At 41.2% G+C, this 23,738-nt stretch carries 24 protein-coding genes; 17 read left to right on the top strand and 7 right to left on the bottom strand.

The window, feature by feature from the left end:
- The first annotated feature begins 77 nt into the window (after window positions 1–77).
- The 4 genes from A923_RS0103050 to A923_RS0103035 all read left to right on the top strand — a co-directional run bounded on the left by A923_RS0103050 (window position 78) and on the right by A923_RS0103035 (window position 4,238).
- Window positions 78–1,157 (top strand): alpha/beta fold hydrolase, encoded by a 1,080-nt coding sequence (locus tag A923_RS0103050; protein ID WP_017220174.1) that lies wholly within the window; start codon window positions 78–80, stop codon window positions 1,155–1,157.
- Between the two features lie 35 nt (window positions 1,158–1,192).
- Window positions 1,193–2,158 carry an alpha/beta fold hydrolase gene (locus tag A923_RS0103045; protein ID WP_017220173.1) on the top strand — a complete coding sequence of 322 codons (966 nt, stop codon included), beginning with the start codon at window positions 1,193–1,195 and terminating at the stop codon, window positions 2,156–2,158.
- Window positions 2,159–2,337: 179 nt separating this feature from the next.
- Window positions 2,338–3,042: a hypothetical protein gene (locus tag A923_RS22605; RefSeq protein WP_017220172.1), complete on the top strand. Its 705-nt coding sequence runs from the start codon at window positions 2,338–2,340 to the stop codon at window positions 3,040–3,042.
- A gap of 269 nt (window positions 3,043–3,311) precedes the next feature.
- The gene (locus tag A923_RS0103035; protein ID WP_017220171.1) at window positions 3,312–4,238 is read left to right on the top strand and encodes a LysR family transcriptional regulator; all 927 of its coding nucleotides are present in this window, start codon (window positions 3,312–3,314) and stop codon (window positions 4,236–4,238) included.
- 252 nt (window positions 4,239–4,490) lie between these two features.
- Here A923_RS0103035 and tkt read toward each other — a convergent pair whose 3' ends face one another.
- The gene (tkt, locus tag A923_RS0103030; protein WP_017220170.1) at window positions 4,491–6,479 is read right to left on the bottom strand and encodes a transketolase; all 1,989 of its coding nucleotides are present in this window, start codon (window positions 6,477–6,479) and stop codon (window positions 4,491–4,493) included.
- A 475-nt stretch (window positions 6,480–6,954) separates the two neighbouring features.
- On the opposite strand from tkt, the gene clcA reads away from it, so the two are divergent.
- Window positions 6,955–8,370 (top strand): H(+)/Cl(-) exchange transporter ClcA, encoded by a 1,416-nt coding sequence (gene clcA, locus A923_RS0103025; RefSeq protein ID WP_017220169.1) that lies wholly within the window; start codon window positions 6,955–6,957, stop codon window positions 8,368–8,370.
- A gap of 108 nt (window positions 8,371–8,478) precedes the next feature.
- Here the strand turns inward: clcA and A923_RS0103020 are convergent, their stop codons facing one another.
- Window positions 8,479–9,024, bottom strand: a complete 546-nt coding sequence (locus A923_RS0103020) for a YfaZ family outer membrane protein (protein WP_017220168.1) — start codon at window positions 9,022–9,024, stop codon at window positions 8,479–8,481.
- A gap of 324 nt (window positions 9,025–9,348) precedes the next feature.
- Here A923_RS0103020 and metK point away from each other — a divergent pair, with 324 nt between their 5' ends.
- The 4 genes from metK (at window position 9,349) to A923_RS0103000 (ending at window position 12,535) form a co-directional block, all read left to right on the top strand.
- Entirely contained in the window at window positions 9,349–10,500 is a 1,152-nt protein-coding gene (gene metK / locus A923_RS0103015; protein ID WP_017220167.1) for a methionine adenosyltransferase, read from the top strand.
- 99 nt (window positions 10,501–10,599) lie between these two features.
- The gene (locus A923_RS0103010; RefSeq protein WP_017220166.1) at window positions 10,600–11,115 is read left to right on the top strand and encodes a SprT family zinc-dependent metalloprotease; all 516 of its coding nucleotides are present in this window, start codon (window positions 10,600–10,602) and stop codon (window positions 11,113–11,115) included.
- A gap of 150 nt (window positions 11,116–11,265) precedes the next feature.
- Entirely contained in the window at window positions 11,266–11,496 is a 231-nt protein-coding gene (locus tag A923_RS0103005; RefSeq protein WP_017220165.1) for a hypothetical protein, read from the top strand.
- A gap of 280 nt (window positions 11,497–11,776) precedes the next feature.
- On the top strand, window positions 11,777–12,535 hold the full coding sequence (locus tag A923_RS0103000) for an endonuclease (RefSeq protein WP_017220164.1): 759 nt from the start codon (window positions 11,777–11,779) through the stop codon (window positions 12,533–12,535).
- 11 nt (window positions 12,536–12,546) lie between these two features.
- Here the strand turns inward: A923_RS0103000 and A923_RS0102995 are convergent, their stop codons facing one another.
- The gene (locus tag A923_RS0102995) at window positions 12,547–12,774 is read right to left on the bottom strand and encodes a DUF4160 domain-containing protein (RefSeq protein WP_017220163.1); all 228 of its coding nucleotides are present in this window, start codon (window positions 12,772–12,774) and stop codon (window positions 12,547–12,549) included.
- Window positions 12,775–12,905: 131 nt separating this feature from the next.
- Window positions 12,906–13,334 (bottom strand): GNAT family N-acetyltransferase, encoded by a 429-nt coding sequence (locus A923_RS0102990; protein WP_017220162.1) that lies wholly within the window; start codon window positions 13,332–13,334, stop codon window positions 12,906–12,908.
- Window positions 13,335–13,439: 105 nt separating this feature from the next.
- Between A923_RS0102990 and A923_RS0102985 the strand changes: the two genes are divergently transcribed.
- The gene (locus A923_RS0102985; protein ID WP_017220161.1) at window positions 13,440–14,729 is read left to right on the top strand and encodes an alpha/beta fold hydrolase; all 1,290 of its coding nucleotides are present in this window, start codon (window positions 13,440–13,442) and stop codon (window positions 14,727–14,729) included.
- Between the two features lie 8 nt (window positions 14,730–14,737).
- On the opposite strand, the gene dsdC is transcribed toward A923_RS0102985, so the two are convergent.
- Window positions 14,738–15,673 carry a DNA-binding transcriptional regulator DsdC gene (gene dsdC, locus A923_RS0102980; protein ID WP_017220160.1) on the bottom strand — a complete coding sequence of 312 codons (936 nt, stop codon included), beginning with the start codon at window positions 15,671–15,673 and terminating at the stop codon, window positions 14,738–14,740.
- Window positions 15,674–15,752: 79 nt separating this feature from the next.
- Window positions 15,753–17,081, bottom strand: coding sequence for a D-serine ammonia-lyase (gene dsdA, locus A923_RS0102975; protein WP_026006034.1), 1,329 nt, complete (start codon window positions 17,079–17,081; stop codon window positions 15,753–15,755).
- A 236-nt stretch (window positions 17,082–17,317) separates the two neighbouring features.
- Between dsdA and rsmE the strand changes: the two genes are divergently transcribed.
- The 6 genes from rsmE (at window position 17,318) to A923_RS0102945 (ending at window position 21,437) form a co-directional block, all read left to right on the top strand.
- A complete protein-coding gene (gene rsmE, locus A923_RS0102970; RefSeq protein ID WP_017220158.1) occupies window positions 17,318–18,049 on the top strand; it encodes a 16S rRNA (uracil(1498)-N(3))-methyltransferase in 732 nt (243 codons plus the stop codon).
- Between the two features lie 10 nt (window positions 18,050–18,059).
- Window positions 18,060–19,013, top strand: coding sequence for a glutathione synthase (gene gshB / locus A923_RS0102965; RefSeq protein WP_017220157.1), 954 nt, complete (start codon window positions 18,060–18,062; stop codon window positions 19,011–19,013).
- Between the two features lie 130 nt (window positions 19,014–19,143).
- Window positions 19,144–19,725, top strand: coding sequence for a YqgE/AlgH family protein (locus tag A923_RS0102960; protein ID WP_017220156.1), 582 nt, complete (start codon window positions 19,144–19,146; stop codon window positions 19,723–19,725).
- A 37-nt stretch (window positions 19,726–19,762) separates the two neighbouring features.
- The gene (gene ruvX / locus A923_RS0102955; protein ID WP_017220155.1) at window positions 19,763–20,209 is read left to right on the top strand and encodes a Holliday junction resolvase RuvX; all 447 of its coding nucleotides are present in this window, start codon (window positions 19,763–19,765) and stop codon (window positions 20,207–20,209) included.
- A 16-nt stretch (window positions 20,210–20,225) separates the two neighbouring features.
- Window positions 20,226–20,750 (top strand): DUF2937 family protein, encoded by a 525-nt coding sequence (locus tag A923_RS0102950; protein WP_017220154.1) that lies wholly within the window; start codon window positions 20,226–20,228, stop codon window positions 20,748–20,750.
- A gap of 33 nt (window positions 20,751–20,783) precedes the next feature.
- The gene (locus A923_RS0102945; protein ID WP_017220153.1) at window positions 20,784–21,437 is read left to right on the top strand and encodes a Rossmann-fold NAD(P)-binding domain-containing protein; all 654 of its coding nucleotides are present in this window, start codon (window positions 20,784–20,786) and stop codon (window positions 21,435–21,437) included.
- A 72-nt stretch (window positions 21,438–21,509) separates the two neighbouring features.
- Here A923_RS0102945 and A923_RS0102940 read toward each other — a convergent pair whose 3' ends face one another.
- Entirely contained in the window at window positions 21,510–22,457 is a 948-nt protein-coding gene (locus A923_RS0102940; RefSeq protein ID WP_017220152.1) for a LysR family transcriptional regulator, read from the bottom strand.
- 304 nt (window positions 22,458–22,761) lie between these two features.
- Here A923_RS0102940 and A923_RS0102935 point away from each other — a divergent pair.
- The coding region (locus A923_RS0102935) for an isocitrate lyase (RefSeq protein WP_017220151.1) at window positions 22,762–23,738 on the top strand (977 nt) is incomplete at its 3' end.

The following is a 23,738-nucleotide window of genomic DNA, read 5'->3' as shown; positions in this document are numbered from 1 at the left end:
AACAACAGGAATCAAGGGAGCCCCTTAAGAGGCTTCCTCTTGTCTCCTTTTGTGCCTATCAATAGGAAAGTCTGATTATGAATAAATTTAAATACTTGCTAACAATATTATTTGTTGGTGTGTTCAGTACATCAGTGATCGCTGATAATAATAACCCAGTAAAAACACCGAATAGAAAAATTACTAACCCAGACGATGCAAGCCAATTTAATCATCAATTTGCTCAGATCAATGGCATTAAAATGCATTACGTTGATGAAGGCCAAGGCCCTGCTATTGTTTTATTGCACGGTTTTCCTTTGACATGGTACTCGTGGAGAAATCAAATCCCTGCGTTAGTAGCAGCAGGTTATCGCGTGATCGTACCGACTCAACGTGGCTACGGACAAACTGAGGCGCCTGAACATATTGAAGATTACGCTTTAACCACGCTTGCGGGTGATGTTGTTGGCTTATTAAATCACCTAGAAATTGATAATACTGTCGTCGCTGGTTGGGACTGGGGTAGCCCTGTTGCTTATACAGCTGCGCTGGTACGTCCTGATTTATTTAGCGGTTTAGTCATGATTAGCAGCCCTTACGCACCTCGCAGTGATCAGTTACCTTCTGATATGTGGAAAACAAGGTTTAGAGACAATGGCATGGTTTTCTACCAAGATTACTTTCAACAGCCTGGTGTAGAAGACAGCGATTATAAAGATTCTGCGTACTCCATGCGTTTCATCCTTAATTCACTAAGCGCTACAGCTGGCCCAGATGAACGTTGTGGATTTATTTTAAAACCAGGTCAAGCAGTTGCAGACATAATGGTTGAGCCTAAAAAATTACCTGAATGGTTAACGCCACAGGTACTTGAATATTATGTTAGCGAATTCGAAAGCTTCACTGGTGCATTAAACTGGTATAGAGCCGTTGATCTAGGTTGGAAACATACGTCATTTTTAGCCGGTGCTAAAGTTCAACAACCTGCATTATTTATCGCTGGAGAGCAAGATCCGGGCATCATCTATGGCAAAGCAGTTTATGATAAATTAGCAGAAAATGTACCTAACTTATATAAAAACGTTTTGATTCCAGATGCTTCTCATTTAACACCAGAAGAAGCGCCTGAGGCAGTGAATGAATTACTTATTGATTTCCTCAACCACGTTAAATAAAACTAACATTGATGATAACTTATAGGATAAATACAATGATGACTAAACTGCCATACAACCTCGATGATTTTGGTGTTACCTCACGACGCATTACGACCAACGGTATTGAATTAAATGTTTTTGAAGCAGGAGAAGGTCCATTAATTATCCTGTTGCACGGATTCCCTGAAAGTTGGAGCGTTTGGGGTCCACAAGTACCCATGTTACTGAATAAAGGTTACAAAGTTGCCATGCCTGAGCAACGTGGATATGGAGAAAGTGATGCGCCTAGTGATAAATCTAGCTATAACACCATTGAACTAGCGGCTGATGTTGCTGGTTTAATTGAGGCTTACGGTGAAGAAGAAGCCATTGTTATTGGTCATGATTGGGGTTGTATCGTTGCCTGGCATACAGCTTGGTGCCATCCAGATAAAGTGAAGGCTGTAGGTGGTTTATCAGTACCTTGGTTTGGTCGTGGTGAGCAACCGCAGATCGACACCTTCAAGCAACAATTTGGCGATAACTACTTTTATATTCTAGATTTCCAGCGTGATGAAACAACAGCTTTGTTAAATGAAGATAAGTACAAAAGTATCAATATGGTTTTCCGTGGTGATATGGATATCCTTAATCAAGGCGCTGAAGACGCTAATTTCTTTGAGCGCATTACACTTGACGAGGCTAAAAACGATTTTGTTTCCGATGAGCTGGTTAAATATATGGCCAGCCGTTATGAATTTAATGGTTTTGAAGGCCCGCTTAATTGGTACCGCAACTTTCCAGAGACCTTTAAGTTGACTGAAGGAAAAAGCGATCTCATTCAGCCTCCAGCGATGTATTTAACAGGCTCACGAGAGTGGACGCAAGAATATATAGAAAGTATTGGCTTTGACATGAGCACACTGTTTGCAGACTTACGCATCAATGAATCAACCGATGCTGGCCACTGGCTATCTCAAGAAGTACCTGAGTGGGTAAATGAGCAACTTAGCAAGTTCTTGGACTCGCTAGAGAAATAATCCGCCTTACTTTTCGTATTTTGATTTTGCCCACTCGATTTAATCAAAAATCGGGTGGGAAATAATAATGATCCGCCATCGATAAACCTGCAAATTTGAATTTCTGTAATTCCTATTCAAAGCACGCTTTGACCGATAAAATTTCTGTTATTAGCCTTACTTCTAACCAGGATATTAACATGAAACTAAATATTATCACTAGCATCACCGCAGGGCTACTCCTTACCAATGTAAGTTACGCACAAGTTGACTTAATGTCAGATGAAGAGGCGATCGATTTTGCAAATCCAACCGTTATCTACTCTTCAGTAGAAGCCGCCTACAGCAATGAAGGGACGACATTAGGGCTAGGTTTAGCAACATCTATCAACGATAACTGGGGGGCGCTTGCTAAATATGAAGCAAAAGAAGATTTACAGTTACACCGTTTACGCGCCGCTGCTACAAATACCAATGTAGGCGCTGGTTTTATGGTGGATTATATCTGGGATACTGATTTTGCAGATGCTGGTGCAGATTCTCACTCACTGGTATTAAACGCGTTACAAGTATTATCCTTTGGTGATAAAGCGATGATTGTGCCGATGTTAGGCGCGGGTTTTACGAGTAATGACTTCTCGGAAAATAACGCCTATATAGGGATGGCGCAAGCGATGATGATTTATAACTTCACTCCTGAAATTTGGGTCAACATGATCCCGCAGTATACTTATAGTTTTAATCCACTAGAGATGACAAACAGTGCCGATGTGGATATCCGTAAATTTGAATTTGAAACAATTGTTGGTTACCGATTTAACGGTAATCAAAATCTGAAATTAATGTACAAATACAACGAAGATAAAGATCACGAAACAACCTTTAGTTATACCTATGCATTTTAAATGCAGCCAGGCATAAAATAAGTGACATTGTGCTTAATCAATGAGGCCTGGAAATCGTAACGGAAATCCAAGCACAGATTCGAGTCGCACCTTCTATTTCCCAACACCACAAAAAGCGATAACCCTGCTTTGCTTTGACGCAGGGTATTCCCATCCAAGATAAACGACCATCATCTTTACTTTAAAGCCAAAAACATTCCAAAAAAACAGTGTGCTAATACAAGCATTACAGTATATTTAATGGATTGTTTTTAGGAAGGGATTAAAGCATGGATAAGCAACTAGCAACGTTAGATTTAAACTTAATGAAGCTATTAAAAGCAGTGGTTGAAACTAAAAACACCCATCAAGCCGCAGAGATCTTAGGTATTTCTCAGACCAGCGTCAGCCGTGGTTTAGCTAAGCTACGTGAAACCTTTGGTGAACAGCTATTTTTACGTAAGGCACATGGCGTAGAACCCTCTGAACTTGCCGAAAAACTCGCCCAAGCAGCAGATGAAATGTTAATCCCCATCAATAAAGTAATGGAATCTTACAACAATTTTGATCCACTATTATTTACAGGGAAAGTATCCCTTTCTGTTAACACTTATTTATTAGAGGTGTTTGGTGAGCGATTAATACAAACTTTGTCAGCGGCATTACCCAAAGCAAGTTTTGAGCTTGACTATTGGCAAGCACATTCACTCGCTGACATGCTTAGTGGCCAAATCGATTACAGTATTCAACTCTCTAGCTTTCACTTTCCCCAAGATATCTATAGCCATAGAATTAAAAGCATCAAACTTGCCATTGTCGCACGTAAAAACCATCCCATTTTAAGTCAAGGTAGTGATTGGGAAATATTGCATGAGCTTCCAGTTGTGCAACTGTATTTGTCAGGTGTAAATTATAATAAAAGTGCATTACATGACATGTATAAATCGAAAGGGTATAAAGCGAATGTGGTTTTAAAAACGCATAGTTTAAAGGCCGCATTATATACCTTAAAAAACACAGACTCACTCTGCTACTCAAGTAGTTACATTAGTGAGTTAGATAATGATTTAGCTATTTATCCTATGCCTATCCTACCAGATTCAGTGACAAAATCAGACATTATCGGGGGTTATCTACAGACGCGACGTGGTTATCCACTGAATCAATTTTTGCATCAATTATTGCAACAGTTTTTTGACGAAATTAAACAGTCTTAACGTAAACAGTGTGATGTTGAAACCCTAGACACAATGCAGGCTACACTGCACAGTGTACATAGAGCCTGAAATAAAAATGTTCGATTCCCCCTCACTCTTCGACGACGCGTCAACATCTTTCAGTTTCAGGTAATAGGTCATAGCTAAATATCAGGCAATAAAAAAGAGCACCGCAGCGCTCTTTTTTGATATCAATATATGTCACTCATCATAATCAAATCGGACATAACACAGGTTATGCCGATTGCATTATTATAGTGATTCAGCCGTTGCAACTACGTTAGCAACAGTGAAACCGAACATTTCAAACAGTTGCTCAGCAGGAGCTGATTCACCGAATGTAGTCATACCGATGATAGCACCGTTAAAGCCAGTGTATTTGTGCCAGAAGTCAGCAATACCCGCTTCAACCGCAACACGTTTAACAACGTCTGACGGTAAAACTGATTCGCGGTATGCTGCGTCTTGTTTGTCAAATACGTCTGTAGCAGGCATAGATACAACGCGAACCTTACGGCCTTTCGCTGTAAGTTCTGCTGCAGCTTTAGTACAAAGTTCAACTTCAGAACCCGTAGAGATAAGGATAAGCTCTGGTTTGCCATCGCAATCTACCAGCGTGTAACCACCTTTAACAACGTTTGCTAATTGTGCTTCGTCACGCGGCATAGGTGCTAGACCTTGGCGGCTGAAGATAAGTGCAGTTGGACCGTCTTTACGTTCAATTGCATATTTCCAAGCAACCGCTGATTCAACAGAATCACATGGACGCCATGCGCTCATGTTTGGTGTTAGACGTAAGCTTGCAACTTGTTCTACTGGTTGGTGAGTCGGACCATCTTCACCAAGACCGATTGAGTCATGTGTATAAACTTGGATGTTTTGCACTTTCATCAATGCAGCCATACGCATTGCGTTACGCGCATATTCCATGAACATCAGGAATGTAGCACCGTATGGCGTGAAACCACCGTGTAGAGACATACCGTTGATGATTGCAGTCATACCGAACTCACGTACACCATAGTGTAAGTAGTTACCAGACGCGTCATCAGCAGTGATTGCTTTAGTACCAGACCACATTGTTAAGTTAGATGGTGCTAAATCTGCAGAACCACCTAGTAGTTCAGGTAATATTGCACCGAACTCTTCAATACAGTTTTGTGATGCTTTACGTGTTGCTACTTTTGTAGAATCAGCTTGTAGCTGTTTGATGTAAGCAGACGTTTTAGCTTCCCAGTTAGCAGGTAATTCACCAGCAGTACGACGTGCGTATTCTGCAGCTAGCTCTGGGTATGCAACTTCATAAGCCGCAAATTTTTCATTCCATGCCGCTTCCGCTTGTGCGCCAGCTTCATTAGCATCCCATTCAGAATAGATATCTGCAGGGATTTCGAATGCAGGGTGTTTCCAACCTAATTTTTCACGTGTAGCAATGATTTCGGCGTCACCTAGAGGAGCACCATGACAGTCATGCGTACCTTCTTTGTTTGGTGAACCAAAACCGATTACTGTTTTACAACAGATAAGGCTTGGACGTGATGTTTCTGCTTTAGATGCATCAATTGCCGCTTGGATTTCTGCAGGGTTGTGACCGTCTACAGAAACAACATGCCAACCGTAAGCTTCAAAACGTTTCACAGTATCGTCTGTGAACCAGCCATCAACTTCGCCGTCAATTGAAATACCGTTGTCATCCCAGAATGCAACTAGCTTGCCTAGGCCTAATGTGCCAGCAAGTGAACATGCTTCGTGTGAGATGCCTTCCATTAGACAACCATCGCCTAGGAAAGAATAAGTGAAGTGATCAACAACTTCATGTGCAGGTTTGTTGAACTGTGCTGCTAATGTTTTTTCAGCAATCGCCATACCAACAGCATTAGTAATACCTTGGCCTAGTGGACCAGTGGTAGTTTCAATACCCGGTGCATAACCGTATTCTGGGTGACCAGGTGTTTTTGAATGCAATTGACGGAAGTTTTTCAACTCTTCAATCGGTAGTGCGTAACCTGTTAGGTGTAGCAGTGAGTAAATAAGCATTGAGCCATGGCCGTTTGAAAGAATAAAGCGGTCACGGTCAACCCAGTTTGGATTTGCTGGGTTATGGTTTAGGTTCTTACGCCATAATACTTCGGCAATATCTGCCATGCCCATAGGTGCGCCGGGATGGCCTGAATTTGCTTGTTGAACTGCGTCCATACTTAAGGCACGAATCGCGTTCGCTAGCTCTTGACGAGATGGCATATTTTGCTCCTGCTAAAATTAATTTAAAATACTTTTAAGCTGTTATATTGTCATAAAATTATCTTATGTATAACAAGTTTTTTTAGTTTATTTATATTTATCGAGTTTTAACATCACGATTACGCTTTAACATTCTAAGCTAACCACAAGTGGTTTCGAATGAAACCATTTTAGCACTCAAACGAATTTCAATGTGCACTTTTATTCGTAATTATGTGAGCGTCACACAGAAAATATATTTTTTAATCGCTATTACTTTTTATTCGGCCTATCTAAAAAGAAATACTATCCCCGCTGTTTATTCGCTATACTGCTTTGGCATTAATCCTCCACAACGATTTAACTACAAGCTATTACACAACGATAATAAATAACGCGGCAACACCGCTATATTTACCTTGCGCTAACGCCTAGTTTTTATAATTCGATCCGAGCTTATTTGCACTCCTCTCACTCGAACAGGTGGCACATGCGAATGGCTAAATCACCCAAGTTAACATTTTTAAAAACAGCATTACGTAAACACCGCACCAGTCCGAAATTACTTTCTGCCAAACATGATCACATTGTTTTACCTATTATCTCGGCATTGGTCGGAGGGGTGACGGGATTAATGATTGCCTTATTTGAAGCCGCCGTATTATGGACGAATAGCCAAAGATTAGAGATATTCAATCCTTTAGATCTACCTTCAAGTCTCAACATACTGTTAATCATGTTATTAAGCGGTGCCATGGTTGGCTTTTCTTTTTGGCTAACGTTACGTTTTGCACCCGAAGCGTCTGGTAGTGGCATTACCCATATTGAAGGTGCGCTTGATGATATGTATGACATTCGTTGGCGACGTTTATTACCGGTAAAATTAGTCGCGGGAACCTTAGCCATCGGGTCAGGAATGATCTTTGGTCGTGCTGGTCCAGCCATTCAAATCGGTGGTACGATCGGACGTATGTTTGCAGATACCGCTAAGCGCTATACCAACTCTACCCATATTTTGGTCGCTGCGGGTGCTGCTGCCGGTCTTGCCGCTGTGTTTAATGCACCACTCGCCGGTATTTTATTTGTTATTGAAGAAATGCGCCCGCATTTTCGCTACAACATGACATCGATTAAGTGCGTCACCCTCGCCGCTGCAATGGCAACCATTGTCATGCGTGCTTTTCATGGTCAAGATGCGGTCATGCCCCTTGTTCACTTTGATGTGCCACCACTGACTTCACTGTGGTTGTTTCTATTATTAGGCAGTATTTTTGGCGTCATTGGTGTGTACTTCAATCGTTGGATAATTAGTAGCACTAAACTATTGAAACGAAAGCAGGATAATAAAATGAGCCGGATCATTATTACCGGTATTTTATTTGGCTGCTTGTTTGCACTACTACAGTCGTTTGCACCCGATACCGCAGGTAATGGTCGCGACTTAATGGTGCGAATGCTCCAAGAGCCAAGTACTTGGGCTATTTTAGTGGGATTATTTGTGGTCCGCTTATTCGGTACTATAGCTTGTTTTGCATCTGGAGCGCCCGGTGGTGTATTCACCCCAATGCTGACATTAGGCACTTTATTTGGTTTGGCGTTTGGTGTAGTGGCTGCAGAACTCTTTCCCAGTTTTGTGGCAGAGCCGACCGTCTATGCGATTGCAGGGATGGGCGCATTATTTGCCGCGACGGTGAGAGCCCCTGTAACCGGCATCGTATTAGTGGTCGAAATGACGGACAGTTATGAGCTTATTTTACCCTTACTGATCACGTGTTTGGGTGCCACTTTTGTCGCTCAAGCCATCGGCGGAAAACCGCTTTATGCGGAGTTATTAAAACTGTCATTACCAAAGCAAGAAGCCGACGAAAATATAGATAAGGATCCCGTTGTAACAACCTCTCCTGCTGCTTAGATTAGCCTCACCATTTTGATGCCAAAGAAATCTATATCCCAGAAACAACAAAAGCACCTACATAGGTGCTTTTTTACGTACTATTAACTAGGTACTAAGTTTAAATACTTAGAATACCCACGCTAGACCAAATAGAATGTCACTTGTTAGACGTTCTTCAGGCATACGGTCATACTCAACAGTCGTATGATTATACTCAACAAATAAATCTGCTGTTGGCATTAACTCATAGTTAGCACGGAAAACCCACTGCGTGTAGTTTTCAGTATCGCCAAATGCGAGTATTTCTGGGCTGTAATGGAATTCAGCTTGCAAGCTAAACTCTTCAGTTAAACGTAAACCACCTAAGCCACCAAATGCCAATGCATAACCATCACCATTATCGTTATCCATTCTTAGGGCTTTCGCGCCAAGTTCAAAGAATGTAGCACCCGCATCTTGAAACGCATAAACACCTGTATCTAAGGTATAACCGTTATCGATAGTCTGTAGGTAATCACCTTTAATTTTGAGTGCTTCTTGCAGTTCAATATCATAACCCAACACGATATTATCGTTATTGAAAGCAAGTGATACGTTTGATGCTGCACTGCTAAAACTAGTAATGCTAGCAAGTAATCCGGCGGTGATAACTAATGATTTTTTCAATGACACTTTATTCTTCCCAATGGCAAATGAGTGGTCGTTATATTTATATGATAGTGATCTAATATTTATTTTCAGCTAAAAAAAGCTCGTCACTTCATACTTTTAATACTTTAGCACTATGCTACTGCATATTGCCTGTTTATAACATATATACATAAATAAAAACCTGTGGAAAAAGGGTGTTTTTAAACAATTTACAAAATTAATATGACCTAGGGTCTATCTTAATACAGGTAAGTTAGTTTAGAATAGCCGTCTAGATGTTAAAACTTCTACACATATGAACGTACATCACGTCGATTGTGTTTAAATTAAGAGAGAATTAAAACCATGGCTAAACACTTGTTTACCTCTGAGTCAGTATCAGAAGGTCATCCTGATAAAATTGCAGACCAAATATCCGATGCTGTACTTGATGCAATCATCGCTCAAGACCCTAAAGCACGCGTAGCCTGTGAGACTTATGTTAAAACAGGTATGGTTATGGTTGGTGGTGAAGTAACGACTAACGCTTGGGTTGATATCGAAGAAATCACCCGTAAGACAGTGCGTGAAATCGGTTACATCAACTCAGAAATGGGCTTTGACGCTGACTCTTGTGCTGTATTAAACACAATTGGTAAGCAATCTCCAGATATCAATCAAGGTGTAGACCGTGATGATCCACTAGAGCAAGGCGCTGGTGACCAAGGTTTAATGTTTGGTTATGCAAACAATGAAACTGAAGAGTTAATGCCTGCTCCTATCACTTACTCGCACAAACTGGTTAAACGCCAAGCTGAAGTACGTAAAAGTGGCACACTGCCTTGGTTGCGTCCTGATGCAAAAAGCCAAATTACATTTGCTTATGATGACGGTAAGATTGTTGGTATCGATGCCGTTGTTCTTTCAACTCAGCATTCAGAAGACATCAAACAAGCTGACCTTATTGAAGCTGTGATGGAAACAATCATCAAGCCAGTTCTACCTGAACGTTGGTTAAACAAAGACACTAAGTTCTTCATTAACCCAACAGGCCGTTTTGTTATCGGTGGCCCAGTAGGCGATTGTGGTCTAACTGGTCGTAAAATTATCGTTGATACATACGGCGGCATGGCTCGTCACGGCGGCGGCGCATTCTCTGGTAAAGATCCTTCAAAAGTAGATCGCTCAGCAGCATACGCAGCACGTTATGTAGCTAAAAATATCGTAGCAGCTGGTCTTGCAGACCGTTGTGAAATCCAAGTTTCTTACGCTATCGGTGTTGCTGAACCAACGTCAATCTCTGTTGAAACATTCGGTACAGGTAAAGTAAGCGAAGAGTTATTAATTAAGCTGATTCGTGAACATTTTGAATTACGTCCACACGGTCTAATCAAAATGCTTGACCTTATGCGTCCAATCTACCAAAGCACAGCTGCTTATGGTCATTTCGGTCGTAGCGAATTCCCTTGGGAAGCAACAGACAAAGCTGAAATCTTACGTGATGCAGCAGGTCTTTAATCAACACTAGCGTTTAGCTAACAGTTGATAACTTTTAATTAGACAGTAAGGGGCGCTTTTGGTAATTTAACCAAAGCGCCTTTTTTATAGATATCGATAATGTCTGACGACTTACAGCAAGCAAGCCCAACAACCAAAATGCTAGAACAATTAGTATTAGATAAGATCAGCGCTTGTTATCAACAAGCCGAACAACGCTTAAACCGAAGCTTCTCCCGTCCCATTATCAATTTCAATCAACGCGGTAAAGCAGCCGGTAGCGCTAGATTACAAACCAATGAGTTACGCTTTAACTCTATTTTACTGCAAGAAAACCAGCAACACTTTATAATGCATACAGTTCCTCATGAAGTTGCTCACCTACTAACGTATCAACTTTATGGTCGCACTAAGCCACACGGTAAAGAGTGGCAGCAAATCATGAATCAAATATTTGACCTCGCAGCCAAAACAACACATCAATACGACATATCCAGTGTGAAAGGCAAAAGCTTTACCTATGCTTGTCAGTGCACTGATCACCAACTAACTATTCGTCGTCACAATAAAATTGTGCGTGATAATATCAAATATATCTGTCGTTTATGCAAACAAAGTTTAAGCCGAAAACATTAAATCATATATAATAACAATAACTTAACTTAAGGCTAAAAATGTGACAACTTGTTTGTTAATAATCTAAATAATTAGCTTATATAGGTGTATTTATCTAATATCATCAGATAAAATGAGGCTATACATACCACTGTGATAGGGAACTAGGTTATGACTCACACGTTAGATACTGCGAAATCAACCGATTATGAAATGGAAAAACTGATAACAGCAGTTTTAAAGCGTAACAAAGATCAAGCAGAGCAAATTGCTCGTAAACTCGACCTTAGCGCTTTATCGATCTCTCAACGTATTTTCATGGCGAAGTCCGGTGTATTAAAAGAAAAAATGCTAATCGATTCTGATATCGCCGTCCGTTACGCTGCGTCTCGCGCAAACTAATTACGTCGAACTCGAATCTAAAGAGCAGCTGTTATCATCTGCTCTTTTTTTATATCTACTTTTTAGCGCTCCTTTTTATACCGTCACGCCCCTCCGTAGACAAAAATTTAGTTTAGCCTGCCCCCATTTTTCAAATCACCTATTTAAAATCAATGATTTCAACATCATCATGCGTTGTTATTAAATAACCCCACAATCTTAAACCACACTTACCTCATCATCCAATCGTCTTGTTTTAGCTGTGCTACAATGTTGAATTATTACATTGGAGCAGTCTGTAATGTTAAAGCAACTCAGTATTATGGTTATATCAACCACGTTATCACTCCCTCTTTTCGCTTATGCTTCTGACGGCGGCAATCAAACCAACCAATCTTTTAGTAAAGCCAAAAAGATGCTCGAGCGACAGGTATACAATGATGTACCTAAGCTGACTATCTATTGCCAAGCTGATTTCAATAGTAAAAAGAAGATCACCGACCATAATGGTTTTTCATCGAAAAAGCATGTAAAGCGTCAAGCAAAAGTAGAATGGGAACATGTGGTTCCAGCAGAGAACTTCGGGCGTAATTTTAAAGAATGGCGTGAAGGTGATAATGCTTGCGTGAACAGTAAAGGGAAAAGCTTTAAAGGTCGTCGCTGCGCCGAAAAAATGAATATTCCTTATCGTTACATGCAAGCAGATATGTACAACCTCTACCCTGCGATTGGCGCTGTAAATGCCCTGCGCAGTAACTACAATTTTGCATCTCAGGTATCAGCCGAGAAGAATCAATTCGGCAGCTGTCCCATCAAAATTAACAACAAAACGGTACAGCCACCAAACTATGCCAAAGGTGAAATAGCCCGCGCGTATCTGTATATGGAATCAGCTTACCCTGGATACAAAATAGGTAGACAGAAACGTGAGTTGCAAGCCTGGGATAAACAATACCCAGTGACTAGCAGCGAATGTCGACGCACTCAGCTAATCGAAAACTTACAAGGTAACGAAAACCGAGTGGTTAAATCGGCCTGTTTAGACCGTGGATTGTGGTAGGAAAATAGGAGTTACCCAACCTTATTCCACTCTAACTGCAAGCGATGATAGTTATCGCCAATCCATTTTTGTAGTTCATATAACTGCTTAAAAGGTATGACACCACTGATAACACTGCCGTCAGCAATCGCGACACGGCAGTTTCTTTCTTTATATTGCGCTAATACATGCGGTATGTTCACTTTACTTGGATGACCGACTTGGGTTGAAATACCAAGAAATATTGTACTCGACGCCATGAGTGACCTTTAATATAACATCTAATTTTTAGTGATTATCGATAATTAATACTAAAAATGAAGAGCACAAATAAATATATTAGTAAAAAAATGCCTAGTTAGCGCTATTTAATATTGATAATTAACGTAATCTATTCATATATGTTTGGTCGATGTAATGTCATATAAATATCTGGGTCAGCTAAGGCTTTAAAACCGAATTGTTGATACAGACCATGCGCGTCACTGGTTGCTAGCAGCATACGCCTAAGTCCCTGCAATTCAGGGTGAGCAATTATAGCGGTCATTAGCAATTTACTTAACCCTTTACCTTGATGTGCTTCGAGTACAAACACGTCAGATAAATAAGCAAAGGTTGCTTTGTCTGTGATCATTCGAGCAAACCCCACTTGCTCACCACCTTGGGTAAACACACCAAAACATAATGAGTTTTCTAGCGAACGCTGCAACGTGGCCATCGGAATTCCTTTTGCCCAATATGACGCTGAAATAAATCCATGGATAACATCTAGATCCATATCAGTAAAATTAGTGCTGACGTTATAAGCTTCATCCATCATTATTACCTTCCTTATTACTTAAATTGCTAGCAGCCATTAATACTTAACACCCATTTAAGGTTACAATAACCTATATAATAACTTTATTGTTAACAAAGGATTGCCATGAAAATTGATCTCACATTAAGCGGCTTAGTTGCACAGAAGCACACATTCACCTTGCCACTTGATTACAACAAACCTGACGGTGACAAGATTGAGGTATTTGTACGTGAACTTGTCGCATCAGATAAACAAGATCAAGACCTGCCATATTTGGTTTATTTTCAAGGTGGTCCAGGATTTGGCGCGGTACGTCCAATGGCTAATGGCGGCTGGATAAAGCGTGCATTACAAGAATATCGTGTATTGCTGTTAGATCAGCGTGGCACTGGGTTATCAACACCTATCAGTTCTGTGAGTCTTGCCCACTTAACACCAAGTGAACAAGCGAACTACCTTGCCCATTTTCGCGCTGATAATATTGTTCGTGATGCCGAAGCTATCCGCGCACAATTATCGCCGTTTAATACCTGGAGTATTATTGGCCAAAGCTTTGGTGGTTTCTGTGTATTACGTTATTTAACTGCCGCACCAGAAGGTTTAACACAAGCTTTTGTGACTGGCGGATTACCCTCACTAACGCGTCCAGCTACAGAAGTTTATCAAGCAACGTATAAACGAGTGTTAGCAAAAAATAATGACTTCTTTAACCGTTTTAATGACGCGCAAGATCTTGTAACGGCATTAGCGACACATATTAGTGAACACGATACTTATCTTGCGACAGGCGAGAAACTGACGGTTGAAATGTTGCAACTACTTGGTGTCAACATTGGTATGGAAGAAGGCCCTGAAGCGGTTTATTATTTACTTGAACAAGCACTTATCACTACGCCAAGTGGCACACAAGTCAACCCACTGTTCTTAGCGCAGTTCTGTCAGTTCCTTGATTTCAATACCAACCCGATCTTTGCCGTGCTGCACGAATCTATCTATTGCCAGCAGCAAGCATCAGCTTGGGCTGCGCATACAGTTCGCGCTGATTATGATGAATTTAATTATAAGCCAGGTCAGCCGTTCTTATTCACTGGTGAAATGATTTATCCGTGGATGTTCGAACAATTTAATAACTTAAAACCACTGCAAGCAGCGGCGCAACAATTAGCTGGTAAACAAGATTGGTCAGATCTTTACGATCTTGATGTCCTTAAAAACAATCAAGTACCCGTGGCAGCAGCTATTTATAGCGAAGACATGTATGTAGAAATGCAATACAGCCTAGAAACCGCCGCGCGCGTTAATAACCTCAAATACTGGTTAACGTCAGAGTTCGAACACAACGGTATTCGTATGGACGGTGATAAAGTATTGAGTAAGCTTATCGACCTAAATAATGGCGTTACGCTGCGCTAACCACATTATTAAAACTTTTCAGCCTGCTGCTGTAACCAAGCTAATAACACCTTAACGCGCGGGTTAGGTGTTATGTCTGCGCTATATACGGCGTGATATTGATACGTGGCAGGGCTAATGAGCGCAGGAAAGGGCGCGATTAATTCACCACTGCGTAAATGTTTATCAACTAGACGCTTACGGCCAATAGCCAAACCTGCATTATTGATCGCGGCGACCATCGCCAAATCAGAACGATCAAAACTTAAACCGCGATTATAATTAACCCCACTTATCTGATGACGCTCAACCCATTCTAACCATTCCGCATTATAAGCCGCTTGGGGCCAAGCTTTGCAATCATGTAATAAACTGCAATGACGAATATTGTCGGGGTTATCTATCAGATTATGTAGTTCAGCATAAGCCGGAGAACAGACTGGCGTGACTTCCTCTGACATTAGTTCAATGTTTGATAATCCCGGAAAAGGCCCCGAGGTATAATAAAGCGCAACATCAATAAATTCAGTTTGAAAATTAATATCATCATTACCGGTCAGAATATCCAACTGAATAGCCGGATATTGACGATGGAAATCATGGATACGTGGTACTAGCCAACACAATGAAATAGACGGTCGAGCATAGATTGTCAGACGACCAGATAATTCATTACTGCGAATATCATTTAACTCTTCATCCAATGAATTAAATAACTGCTCGCAACTGCGGCATAAGCGTGCACCCTCGCCCGTCAATTTAAGCTGTTTATGCAAACGATGAAACAGCTTAAAACCAAGTTCTTGCTCCAGCTTGGCAATGCGATGACTCACGGCGCTAGGGCTGAGGAAAAGCACCTCTGCCGCTTGCGTAAATGAACCATACTGCGCTGCTTTAACAAAAGTATCTAGGTTAGCTAATTGACTACCGCTAAATTTTTTATGACTACCGAATGTTAATTCCATGACTAAAATGCTTCCATTATAAACAAAACCGAGTCCTAAGAGACCGTCGTTGAATTTAACAGATCGCATATCAAAAGGCTCAACTTTTAGCTTGTTGTAAATAGGCTGTCATTTCCGCCTCTGGCACCATACCGCCGCCAGTAGCCCAGACTAAATGGGTAGCATTCACCAATTTATCAGTAAGTTGCATTCGTTCAAGGTAATCCGCATTGTTGGTAACATGAACAATACCCGGCATGCCTGCCAGCGCAGAAGGCTCTAATTTAAGCAGTTCAGTCTCATGTACCAGCCCTAATAACTGATACATGTCCGCATCTGTTAAGGTGATATAACCATCTAACATCCGCTCCATCGCTTTACCGATAAACCCTGAAGCGCGACCAACAGCAAGACCATCTGCAGCAGTGACATTATCTATACCAAGATCTTGCACCGAGATCTGATCATGCAACCCAGTATAAACGCCTAACAACATACACGGTGAATGAGTCGGTTCCGCAAAAATACAATGCACATGATCGCCAAAAGCTAATTTAAGACCAAACGCAACGCCACCAGGACCGCCACCAACACCACAAGGTAAATAAACAAATAACGGATGCTCGACATCAACAACGATGCCTTGCTCATCAAACTGCTGCTTTAAGCGCTCTCCAGCAACGGCATAACCTAAGAACAGCGACGTCGAGTTTTCATCATCAACAAAATGACAGAACGGGTCTTGCAGTGCTTCTTCACGACCTTTTTCAACCGCAATGCTGTAGTCAGATTGATACTCAACCACATTCACGCCATGCTGACGCAAGCGATCTTTTTTCCACTGTCTTGCATCGGCAGACATATGCACACTAACTTGAAAGCCTAAACTGGCACCTATAATACCAATCGATAAGCCTAAGTTGCCGGTTGAGCCAACAGCAATTTTATATTGGCTGAAAAATGCCTTAAATTGTGGCGAATTAATTTTACTGTAATCATCATCGACATGCAGTATACCTGCTGCAAGGGCCAATTTCTCTGCATGCTGCAGTACTTCATAAATACCACCTCGCGCTTTAATTGATCCCGATATTGGTAATTGCGCATCAAGTTTAATCATCATCCGGCCTGGTAAGTCACTCTGATAATGTTTACCCAACGCCGTTTGCATCAGCGGTATAGCCTGCAACGGAGACTCTATAATACCGTTACTTTTTTGTGTTTCAGGAAATGCCAGGCATAGAAAAGGCGCAAAACGTAATAAGCGATCACTGGCATCTTGTACATCAAGCGCGGTTAAACCAACATAAGGTAAAGCCTCGACATAGCTCGTTACCTTCGGATTGAACCAACTCAGCGGTTGAAGATCTATCAGTAATTCCAGCAATGGAAACTCATTTATTAGTTGTATTATTCGCGTATTGTTCATCATATGCTCTTCATTAAACGATTAAAAATAGTATGCATTGACTCTACTAGTACGAACAAAGGATCAATTTTTAGCCTTAGGATGAATCTGACGATGCCATAAATGAGACAATCATCACCTCGATGACAGCGTCCATAAGCAACTATTTTTTTTGTTAACCGATAAATTTCATCTGCTCATAAAAAAAGTGGGTATAATCATTTTATTAACTACATATTTAAATAAAGGTAACCAGCATGCGTCATCCTCGCATCTTCGAATCCGGCGAACTAATCGTGGGTTCTAGCTTTGAATTATCACCAGACGGCGCAGGCCACGTTGGTCGTGTATTACGCATGACAACTGGTGATACGCTAACTTTATTTAACGGTAAAGGTGGCCAATACCAAGCCACAATTGAACAAACCACAAAAAAATCAGTGACAGTTCAGATTGACGAATTCCAAGATATTAACAGTGAATCACCATTAAAGATCCACCTTGGTCAAGCGATCTCGCGTGGCGAAAAAATGGATTTCACCATTCAAAAATCGGTCGAACTGGGTGTAACAACTATCACGCCACTGTTTAGTGAGCGTTGTGGTGTTAAGTTATCTGGCGAACGTTTAGAGAAAAAAGTACAGCAATGGCAAAAAATTGTCATTTCTGCGTGCGAACAAAGTGGCCGTAACTTCGTGCCACAAGTATTAGCACCAAAACAGTTAAAAGACTGGGCGGCAGAAGAAACAACAGAACTTAAATTAAATCTGCACCCACGCGCAAAATACAGTATTAATACCTTACCCGAGCCTAAAAATGGCGTGCGTTTGTTAATTGGCCCTGAAGGCGGTTTATCTGCGGATGAAATCAGCATGACAGAGCAATTTAACTTTGAAGAAACGTTATTAGGTCCTCGAGTATTACGAACTGAAACAGCAGCATTAACGGCGATCACCGCACTACAATGCCGCTTTGGCGATTTAGGATAGGATAAAGAATATGACAATTAAACTTGGCATCGTGATGGATCCCATTGCAGACATCAACATTAAAAAAGACTCTAGCTTTGCAATGTTAATGGAAGCGCAAAACCGTGGTTACGAACTTTTCTACATGGAAATGCAAGACCTATTTATGCTTGAAGGCCGTGCATATGCTGCTTCTCGTTCATTGAAAGTACAACAAGACCCAGCAAGCTGGTACGAACTAGGTGAAGAAACAAATCACCTATTATCAGATCTTGATGTGGTATTGATGCGTAAAGATCCTCCGTTCGATACTGAATTTGTTTACGCAACTTACATGCTTGAACGCGCTGAAGACGAAGGCACATTAATCGTTAACAAACCACAAAGCCTACGTGATGCCAATGAAAAACTGTACACGGCATGGTTTAACGAATTCACGCCTACAACGCTAGTAACACGTCGTAAAGACAAATTACGTGCATTCCATAAAGAACACAAAGATGTGATCTTAAAACCACTTGATGGTATGGGTGGCGCATCGATCTTCCGTCTTAACGAGCAAGATAAAAACGTTAGCGTGATCATCGAAACATTAACAGAACATGAAACGCGTTACTGCATGGCTCAAAAATTCATTCCTGATATTAAAGATGGCGACAAACGTATCTTAGTGATTGATGGCGAACCAGTACCGTATTGCCTAGCTCGTATCCCAGCAAGTGGTGAAACGCGCGGTAATATCGCAGCTGGCGGTCGTGGTGTTGCACGTCCACTGTCTGAAAGTGATTGGAAAATTGCTAAAGCATTAGGCCCTAAGTTAAAAGAAAAAGGCCTGATCTTTGTTGGTCTAGACGTGATTGGCGACAAGCTAACTGAAATCAACGTCACTAGCCCTACTTGTATCCGTGAAATCGAAGCGGCTTATGATGTTAGCATCACTGGCATGTTGATGGATGCGATTGAAGTACGTTTAAACAAAGCGTAATAGACCTACCCACTCTTAAATAAAGAATCAAAATAAAGAGTGAATAAATCATAGCTTATAGTGAATTTAACCGCTTAAGCTATGATTGTCTGCCATAATAAATTCACTGCTAACAACAAAAGATAGGCCTATGGACTCTTTACAAGATCACTTCCTTATCGCAATGCCAAGCATGAAAGATGGTATTTTCGAGCGCGCTGTTATCTATATTTGTGAGCATAACAATGAAGGTGCAATGGGTATCATCATCAACCTACCCGTTAATATTTCTATCGACGAGTTGTTATCACAAACTATCGAAGCTGACCTTGATGATGAAGCAGCCTCACTAGCAAAGCCGAAAAACGTCATCAATGACCCGGTATTTAAAGGTGGTCCTGTATCTGAAGAGCGTGGCTTTGTATTACATACTGCCTCACCTGGGTTTAGCTCTAGTTTACAAATCAATGATGAGTTGATGATCACCTCATCACTTGATGTATTAGCAACACTCGGCACCAACAAGCAACCTGACAATTACATTGTCGCGTTAGGTTATTCCGGTTGGACTAAAGGCCAGTTAGAACAAGAAATAGCTGACAACAGTTGGCTCACCATTAATGCCGACGAAAATATTCTATTTAACGTGCCCGTACACCAACGCTGGGAACAGGCCGTACAGAAAATAGGTATCGACGTTAGCCAATTATCTAGTCAGGTAGGACACTCTTAATATATCTAAGTAATTAAAAGTGCCTACGGAGAAGAATATGAGTAATGCAGAAAGCGGACAAAGAACCTTACTTGGTTTTGATTTCGGAACAAAAAGTATTGGTATTGCTGTAGGCCAAGAGATCACTGGCACAGCCCGCCCGCTTGTGGCTTTTAAAGCCAATGATGGTATTCCAGATTGGGATTTGATCGAGCAACAAATTAAAGAATGGCAACCAGATCTGGTTATCGTCGGTAAACCACTGAACATGGATGGAACCGAGCAAGAGATCACCAAGCGTGCCATTAAGTTTGCTAACCGCTTAACCGGTCGTTTTAATGTCAAAACAGAAATGCATGACGAGCGTCTAACAACCAAAGATGCCAAAGCCCGTTTATTTGAAGAAGGCGGTTTTAAAGCCCTGCAAAAAGGCGCAATTGACAGTGCCTCAGCCATGGTTATCTTAGAAGGCTGGATGGAATCACAATACGGCGCTGAGTTATAAATAGGATACGCACGACATGACGTTTATTAATGGATTATTACAGCGCTTATTATTCACTTTTGGCGTCATGTTATTTATGCAACTACCGCAGTTTATTGATCATTACAGCCAGCAATTTTCTGGTTATTACCTTGCCCAGCAAACCCAGCTACAACAATTTCAATTCATTGCCGATACTAATTTTAGTGGTCAGCTCGATACACTGATTGCCGACTTTAATGCTAGCCCTGCACCTGCAGTGCAACAAGTGGGTAAGCAAGTATTCACTTTACAACAATCATTACCAGTACTCGCCGCAGATTTAGCGATTCTGACCGACGGTAGTTATGTACATAAACTGGGTTATTTTATTACCCGAGCCGACAGTAAATTAGCTGAAAATACCTTATCACTGTTTACCCCAGGTATCCCTTTGAGCCAAGCGGCGATAGCGACTGGGTTAATTGGCGGCATAAGCTTAAACCTATTTTGGTTATTCAGCTTAAAACTACTCTCGATTATGTTCTCGCGTTTTCGTCTTTTAACGAACAAGCCTGCTTAACGGCACAGTGCGGTCATGAATAAAGGAAATACCATGAAAAACGTCATTATTGTTGGTGCCACTGGCGCAACAGGCAACCAGCTCATGCTGCAACTAATCAATGATGCGACGGTTGAAAATATCTACGTAGTGCATTATCGCGTAACGCCTTTCGCACATCTCGACAAAGTGACTGAAATCACCCTCGATTTAGCCAATTTTGATAATTTAGATGTTGAAAAAAATATAGACTGCGCTTATTGCTGCCTGGGTACGACACGTAAAAAAGCGGGCTCGTTAGCCGCATTCAGACAAGTAGATAAAGATTACATTGTTAACTTTGGCACTTGGGTCGCAAACAATACTAACGCACAACTACACGTCATTAGTGCTGTTGGTGCCAATGCTAAATCGGCAAGTAGTTACTTACAAACTAAAGGCGAGACAGAGCAATTGCTACGTCAATTACCGCTCCCTGCTTTATACCTTTATCAACCGACATTGTTGCACGGTAAGCGTGACGAATTTAGATTAATGGAAGCCGTGGCTTATTACCCACTGGCGATATTATCTCTGTTGCCTTTGCTGTTATTAAAGCAGCAAAAGCCGATAGCCATCGAGCAACTTGCCAATGCTATGTATGAACTAAGCCAGCAAGTAACTGATGGCCACCACGTGATCAGCAGCCTCGAGATCCAACAGTATTAAACTTATTTGATAAAGCGCTAACGTCGGTCCCAGTACTGATTAATTAAGTAACTACAACTATTATTGTCTGCGCTATTTATTATCAGCGCGCAACTCTGTGGCCGCTTCAAGTACCAGCTGGCGGAACCAAATGTGGCTGGCGTCATGATGCAATAGCGGACTCCAGATCATCTTTAATTCAATGTTCGGGATCGGAAATGGGGGTTCCAGCAAAGTATAGCTGCTGTTATTTTTATGAACCAGTGCAGCTTGAGTCGGTAATGTCGCAATCAGTTCATCTTGCAACGCCAATTGCATAGCGACATTATAGTTACGGGTAAATACCTTGATATCGCGTTTCTTACCTAAGCGATTAAGTGCTTCATCCACCCAACCCAACTTCTGCACATCGTGCGGGTTCATGCCAACACCAACGCCAAAACCTGTCTTCGATACCCACACGTGTTTCGAGTCTAGATAATGGTTAAGGTTAAACTTATTCACGATCGGGTTATCCGCATTCATCATGCAAGTAAACGAGTCATGCCATAAGGTCTTTTGATAAAACGATTGCGGTAATTCATCAAAGCGGTTAATCGCCATATCAATCTTACCTTCCTCGACATCATGGAAGGTCACATCCGATGGCGTCATGATATCGACCGTCATATTTGGCGCAACCTTACTCAACTTACTCAGTAAGCGCGGGATCAGCGTCGATTCAGCATAGTCACTGGCCATAATACGAAAAACACGCTGACTGCTCTGATCAAATTCTTTTTCTTCTTGTAAGGCTTCTTCGAGTTCCAACAGTAATTTTCTGATCACTGGGGCTAATTTACGAGCCTTTTCAGTTGGGGTCATGCCACCAGAGGTACGTACTAAAACTGGATCGTCCAGTAGAGTCCGTAATCGGCGTAAACCGTTACTCATTGCTGGTTGGGTAATGTTAAGCATACTCGCCGCGCGGGTTACATTCTTCTCACGCAGTAAAACATCGAAGTAAATCAATAAATTAAGATCAATCCCTGATATATTCATAAAATAAATACCTACAATAAAAAAGTAATAAAGCTTTAATGAAACAACGCTAATTCAATAAGATAAAGCTAACACCTCGTCAAAACTCATCATATCTAACAACTTTAACCAGAATACACCATAAATAAGCTAAATGAACAGTCACAATCATTCACAGTGTGAATGGCGACTATAAAGATTATAAACTAACTAAATATCAATTAAGCGTTTAATATTAACTCATCAAAACGCAAACGAATAAAAGGCTTTAGTCGCTGCGTTTCAATTTAATTAATCATCATTTGATCACTGAAAGGGATTTGCTATGTCAACATACAACACTGATATCGATTCGGTTGCTACACTTAAAGCTGAACAAGGTTCTAAATGGGCTGCAATTAACCCAGAATATACGGCGCGTATGCGTGCTCAAAACCGTTTCAAAACGGGTATTGAAATTGCACAGTACACAGCAGACATTATGCGTGCTGATATGGAAAACTACGATAATGATTCTTCACTGTATACGCAGTCTTTAGGTTGCTGGCATGGTTTTATCGGTCAACAAAAAATGATTTCTATTAAGAAACATTTTGAAAACAATACTGACCGTCGTTATCTTTACCTTTCAGGTTGGATGGTTGCTGCACTACGCTCTGAGTTCGGTCCACTACCAGACCAATCAATGCATGAAAAAACATCTGTTTCAGATCTAATCGAAGAACTATACACTTTCCTACGTCAAGCAGATGCACGTGAACTAGGCGGTTTCTTCCGCGAACTAGACGCTGCAAGAAAAGCGGGCGATACAGCGAAAGCAGCTGCGGTACAAGACCAAATTGATAACCACGTTACGCACGTTGTGCCAATCATTGCAGATATCGATGCTGGTTTTGGTAATGCAGAAGCAACTTACCTAATGGCTAAGAAAATGATTGAAGCGGGTGCATGTTGTATCCAAATTGAAAACCAAGTATCTGATGAAAAACAATGTGGCCACCAAGATGGTAAAGTAACGGTTCCACATGAAGATTTCCTAGCGAAAATCAATGCTGTTCGTTATGCATTCCTAGAACTTGGTATCGACAACGGTGTTATTGTTGCGCGTACTGACTCATTAGGTGCTGGTCTAACAAAACAAATTGCTGTAACGAATGAACCAGGTGACCTTGGTGACCAATATAATTCATTCCTTGATTGTGATGAGATCACTCAAGATGAACTAGGTAATGGTGATGTTATTCTGAAGAAAGACGGTAAATTATTACGTCCTAAACGCCTACCAAGTAACTTGTTCCAATT

The organism is Moritella dasanensis ArB 0140 (genome assembly GCF_000276805.1).
Lineage (GTDB): Bacteria > Pseudomonadota > Gammaproteobacteria > Enterobacterales > Moritellaceae > Moritella > Moritella dasanensis.
The sequence above is the reverse complement of the archived record's forward strand: the minus strand, read 5'-3'. Positions and strand labels throughout refer to the sequence as shown.

What these genes read in the sequence shown, in the direction of transcription:
- A923_RS0103050 (WP_017220174.1), top strand. Translation starts at nt 78, where the DNA reads ATGAATAAATTTAAATACTTGCTAACAATATTATTTGTTGGTGTGTTC.
- A923_RS0103045 (WP_017220173.1), top strand. Translation starts at nt 1,193, where the DNA reads ATGATGACTAAACTGCCATACAACCTCGATGATTTTGGTGTTACCTCA.
- A923_RS22605 (WP_017220172.1), top strand. Translation starts at nt 2,338, where the DNA reads ATGAAACTAAATATTATCACTAGCATCACCGCAGGGCTACTCCTTACC.
- A923_RS0103035 (WP_017220171.1), top strand. Translation starts at nt 3,312, where the DNA reads ATGGATAAGCAACTAGCAACGTTAGATTTAAACTTAATGAAGCTATTA.
- tkt (WP_017220170.1), bottom strand. Translation starts at nt 6,479, where the DNA reads ATGCCATCTCGTCAAGAGCTAGCGAACGCGATTCGTGCCTTAAGTATG.
- clcA (WP_017220169.1), top strand. Translation starts at nt 6,955, where the DNA reads ATGGCTAAATCACCCAAGTTAACATTTTTAAAAACAGCATTACGTAAA.
- metK (WP_017220167.1), top strand. Translation starts at nt 9,349, where the DNA reads ATGGCTAAACACTTGTTTACCTCTGAGTCAGTATCAGAAGGTCATCCT.
- A923_RS0103010 (WP_017220166.1), top strand. Translation starts at nt 10,600, where the DNA reads ATGTCTGACGACTTACAGCAAGCAAGCCCAACAACCAAAATGCTAGAA.
- A923_RS0103005 (WP_017220165.1), top strand. Translation starts at nt 11,266, where the DNA reads ATGACTCACACGTTAGATACTGCGAAATCAACCGATTATGAAATGGAA.
- A923_RS0103000 (WP_017220164.1), top strand. Translation starts at nt 11,777, where the DNA reads ATGTTAAAGCAACTCAGTATTATGGTTATATCAACCACGTTATCACTC.
- A923_RS0102995 (WP_017220163.1), bottom strand. Translation starts at nt 12,774, where the DNA reads ATGGCGTCGAGTACAATATTTCTTGGTATTTCAACCCAAGTCGGTCAT.
- A923_RS0102990 (WP_017220162.1), bottom strand. Translation starts at nt 13,334, where the DNA reads ATGATGGATGAAGCTTATAACGTCAGCACTAATTTTACTGATATGGAT.
- A923_RS0102985 (WP_017220161.1), top strand. Translation starts at nt 13,440, where the DNA reads ATGAAAATTGATCTCACATTAAGCGGCTTAGTTGCACAGAAGCACACA.
- dsdC (WP_017220160.1), bottom strand. Translation starts at nt 15,673, where the DNA reads ATGGAATTAACATTCGGTAGTCATAAAAAATTTAGCGGTAGTCAATTA.
- dsdA (WP_026006034.1), bottom strand. Translation starts at nt 17,081, where the DNA reads ATGAACAATACGCGAATAATACAACTAATAAATGAGTTTCCATTGCTG.
- rsmE (WP_017220158.1), top strand. Translation starts at nt 17,318, where the DNA reads ATGCGTCATCCTCGCATCTTCGAATCCGGCGAACTAATCGTGGGTTCT.
- gshB (WP_017220157.1), top strand. Translation starts at nt 18,060, where the DNA reads ATGACAATTAAACTTGGCATCGTGATGGATCCCATTGCAGACATCAAC.
- A923_RS0102960 (WP_017220156.1), top strand. Translation starts at nt 19,144, where the DNA reads ATGGACTCTTTACAAGATCACTTCCTTATCGCAATGCCAAGCATGAAA.
- ruvX (WP_017220155.1), top strand. Translation starts at nt 19,763, where the DNA reads ATGAGTAATGCAGAAAGCGGACAAAGAACCTTACTTGGTTTTGATTTC.
- A923_RS0102950 (WP_017220154.1), top strand. Translation starts at nt 20,226, where the DNA reads ATGACGTTTATTAATGGATTATTACAGCGCTTATTATTCACTTTTGGC.
- A923_RS0102945 (WP_017220153.1), top strand. Translation starts at nt 20,784, where the DNA reads ATGAAAAACGTCATTATTGTTGGTGCCACTGGCGCAACAGGCAACCAG.
- A923_RS0102940 (WP_017220152.1), bottom strand. Translation starts at nt 22,457, where the DNA reads ATGAATATATCAGGGATTGATCTTAATTTATTGATTTACTTCGATGTT.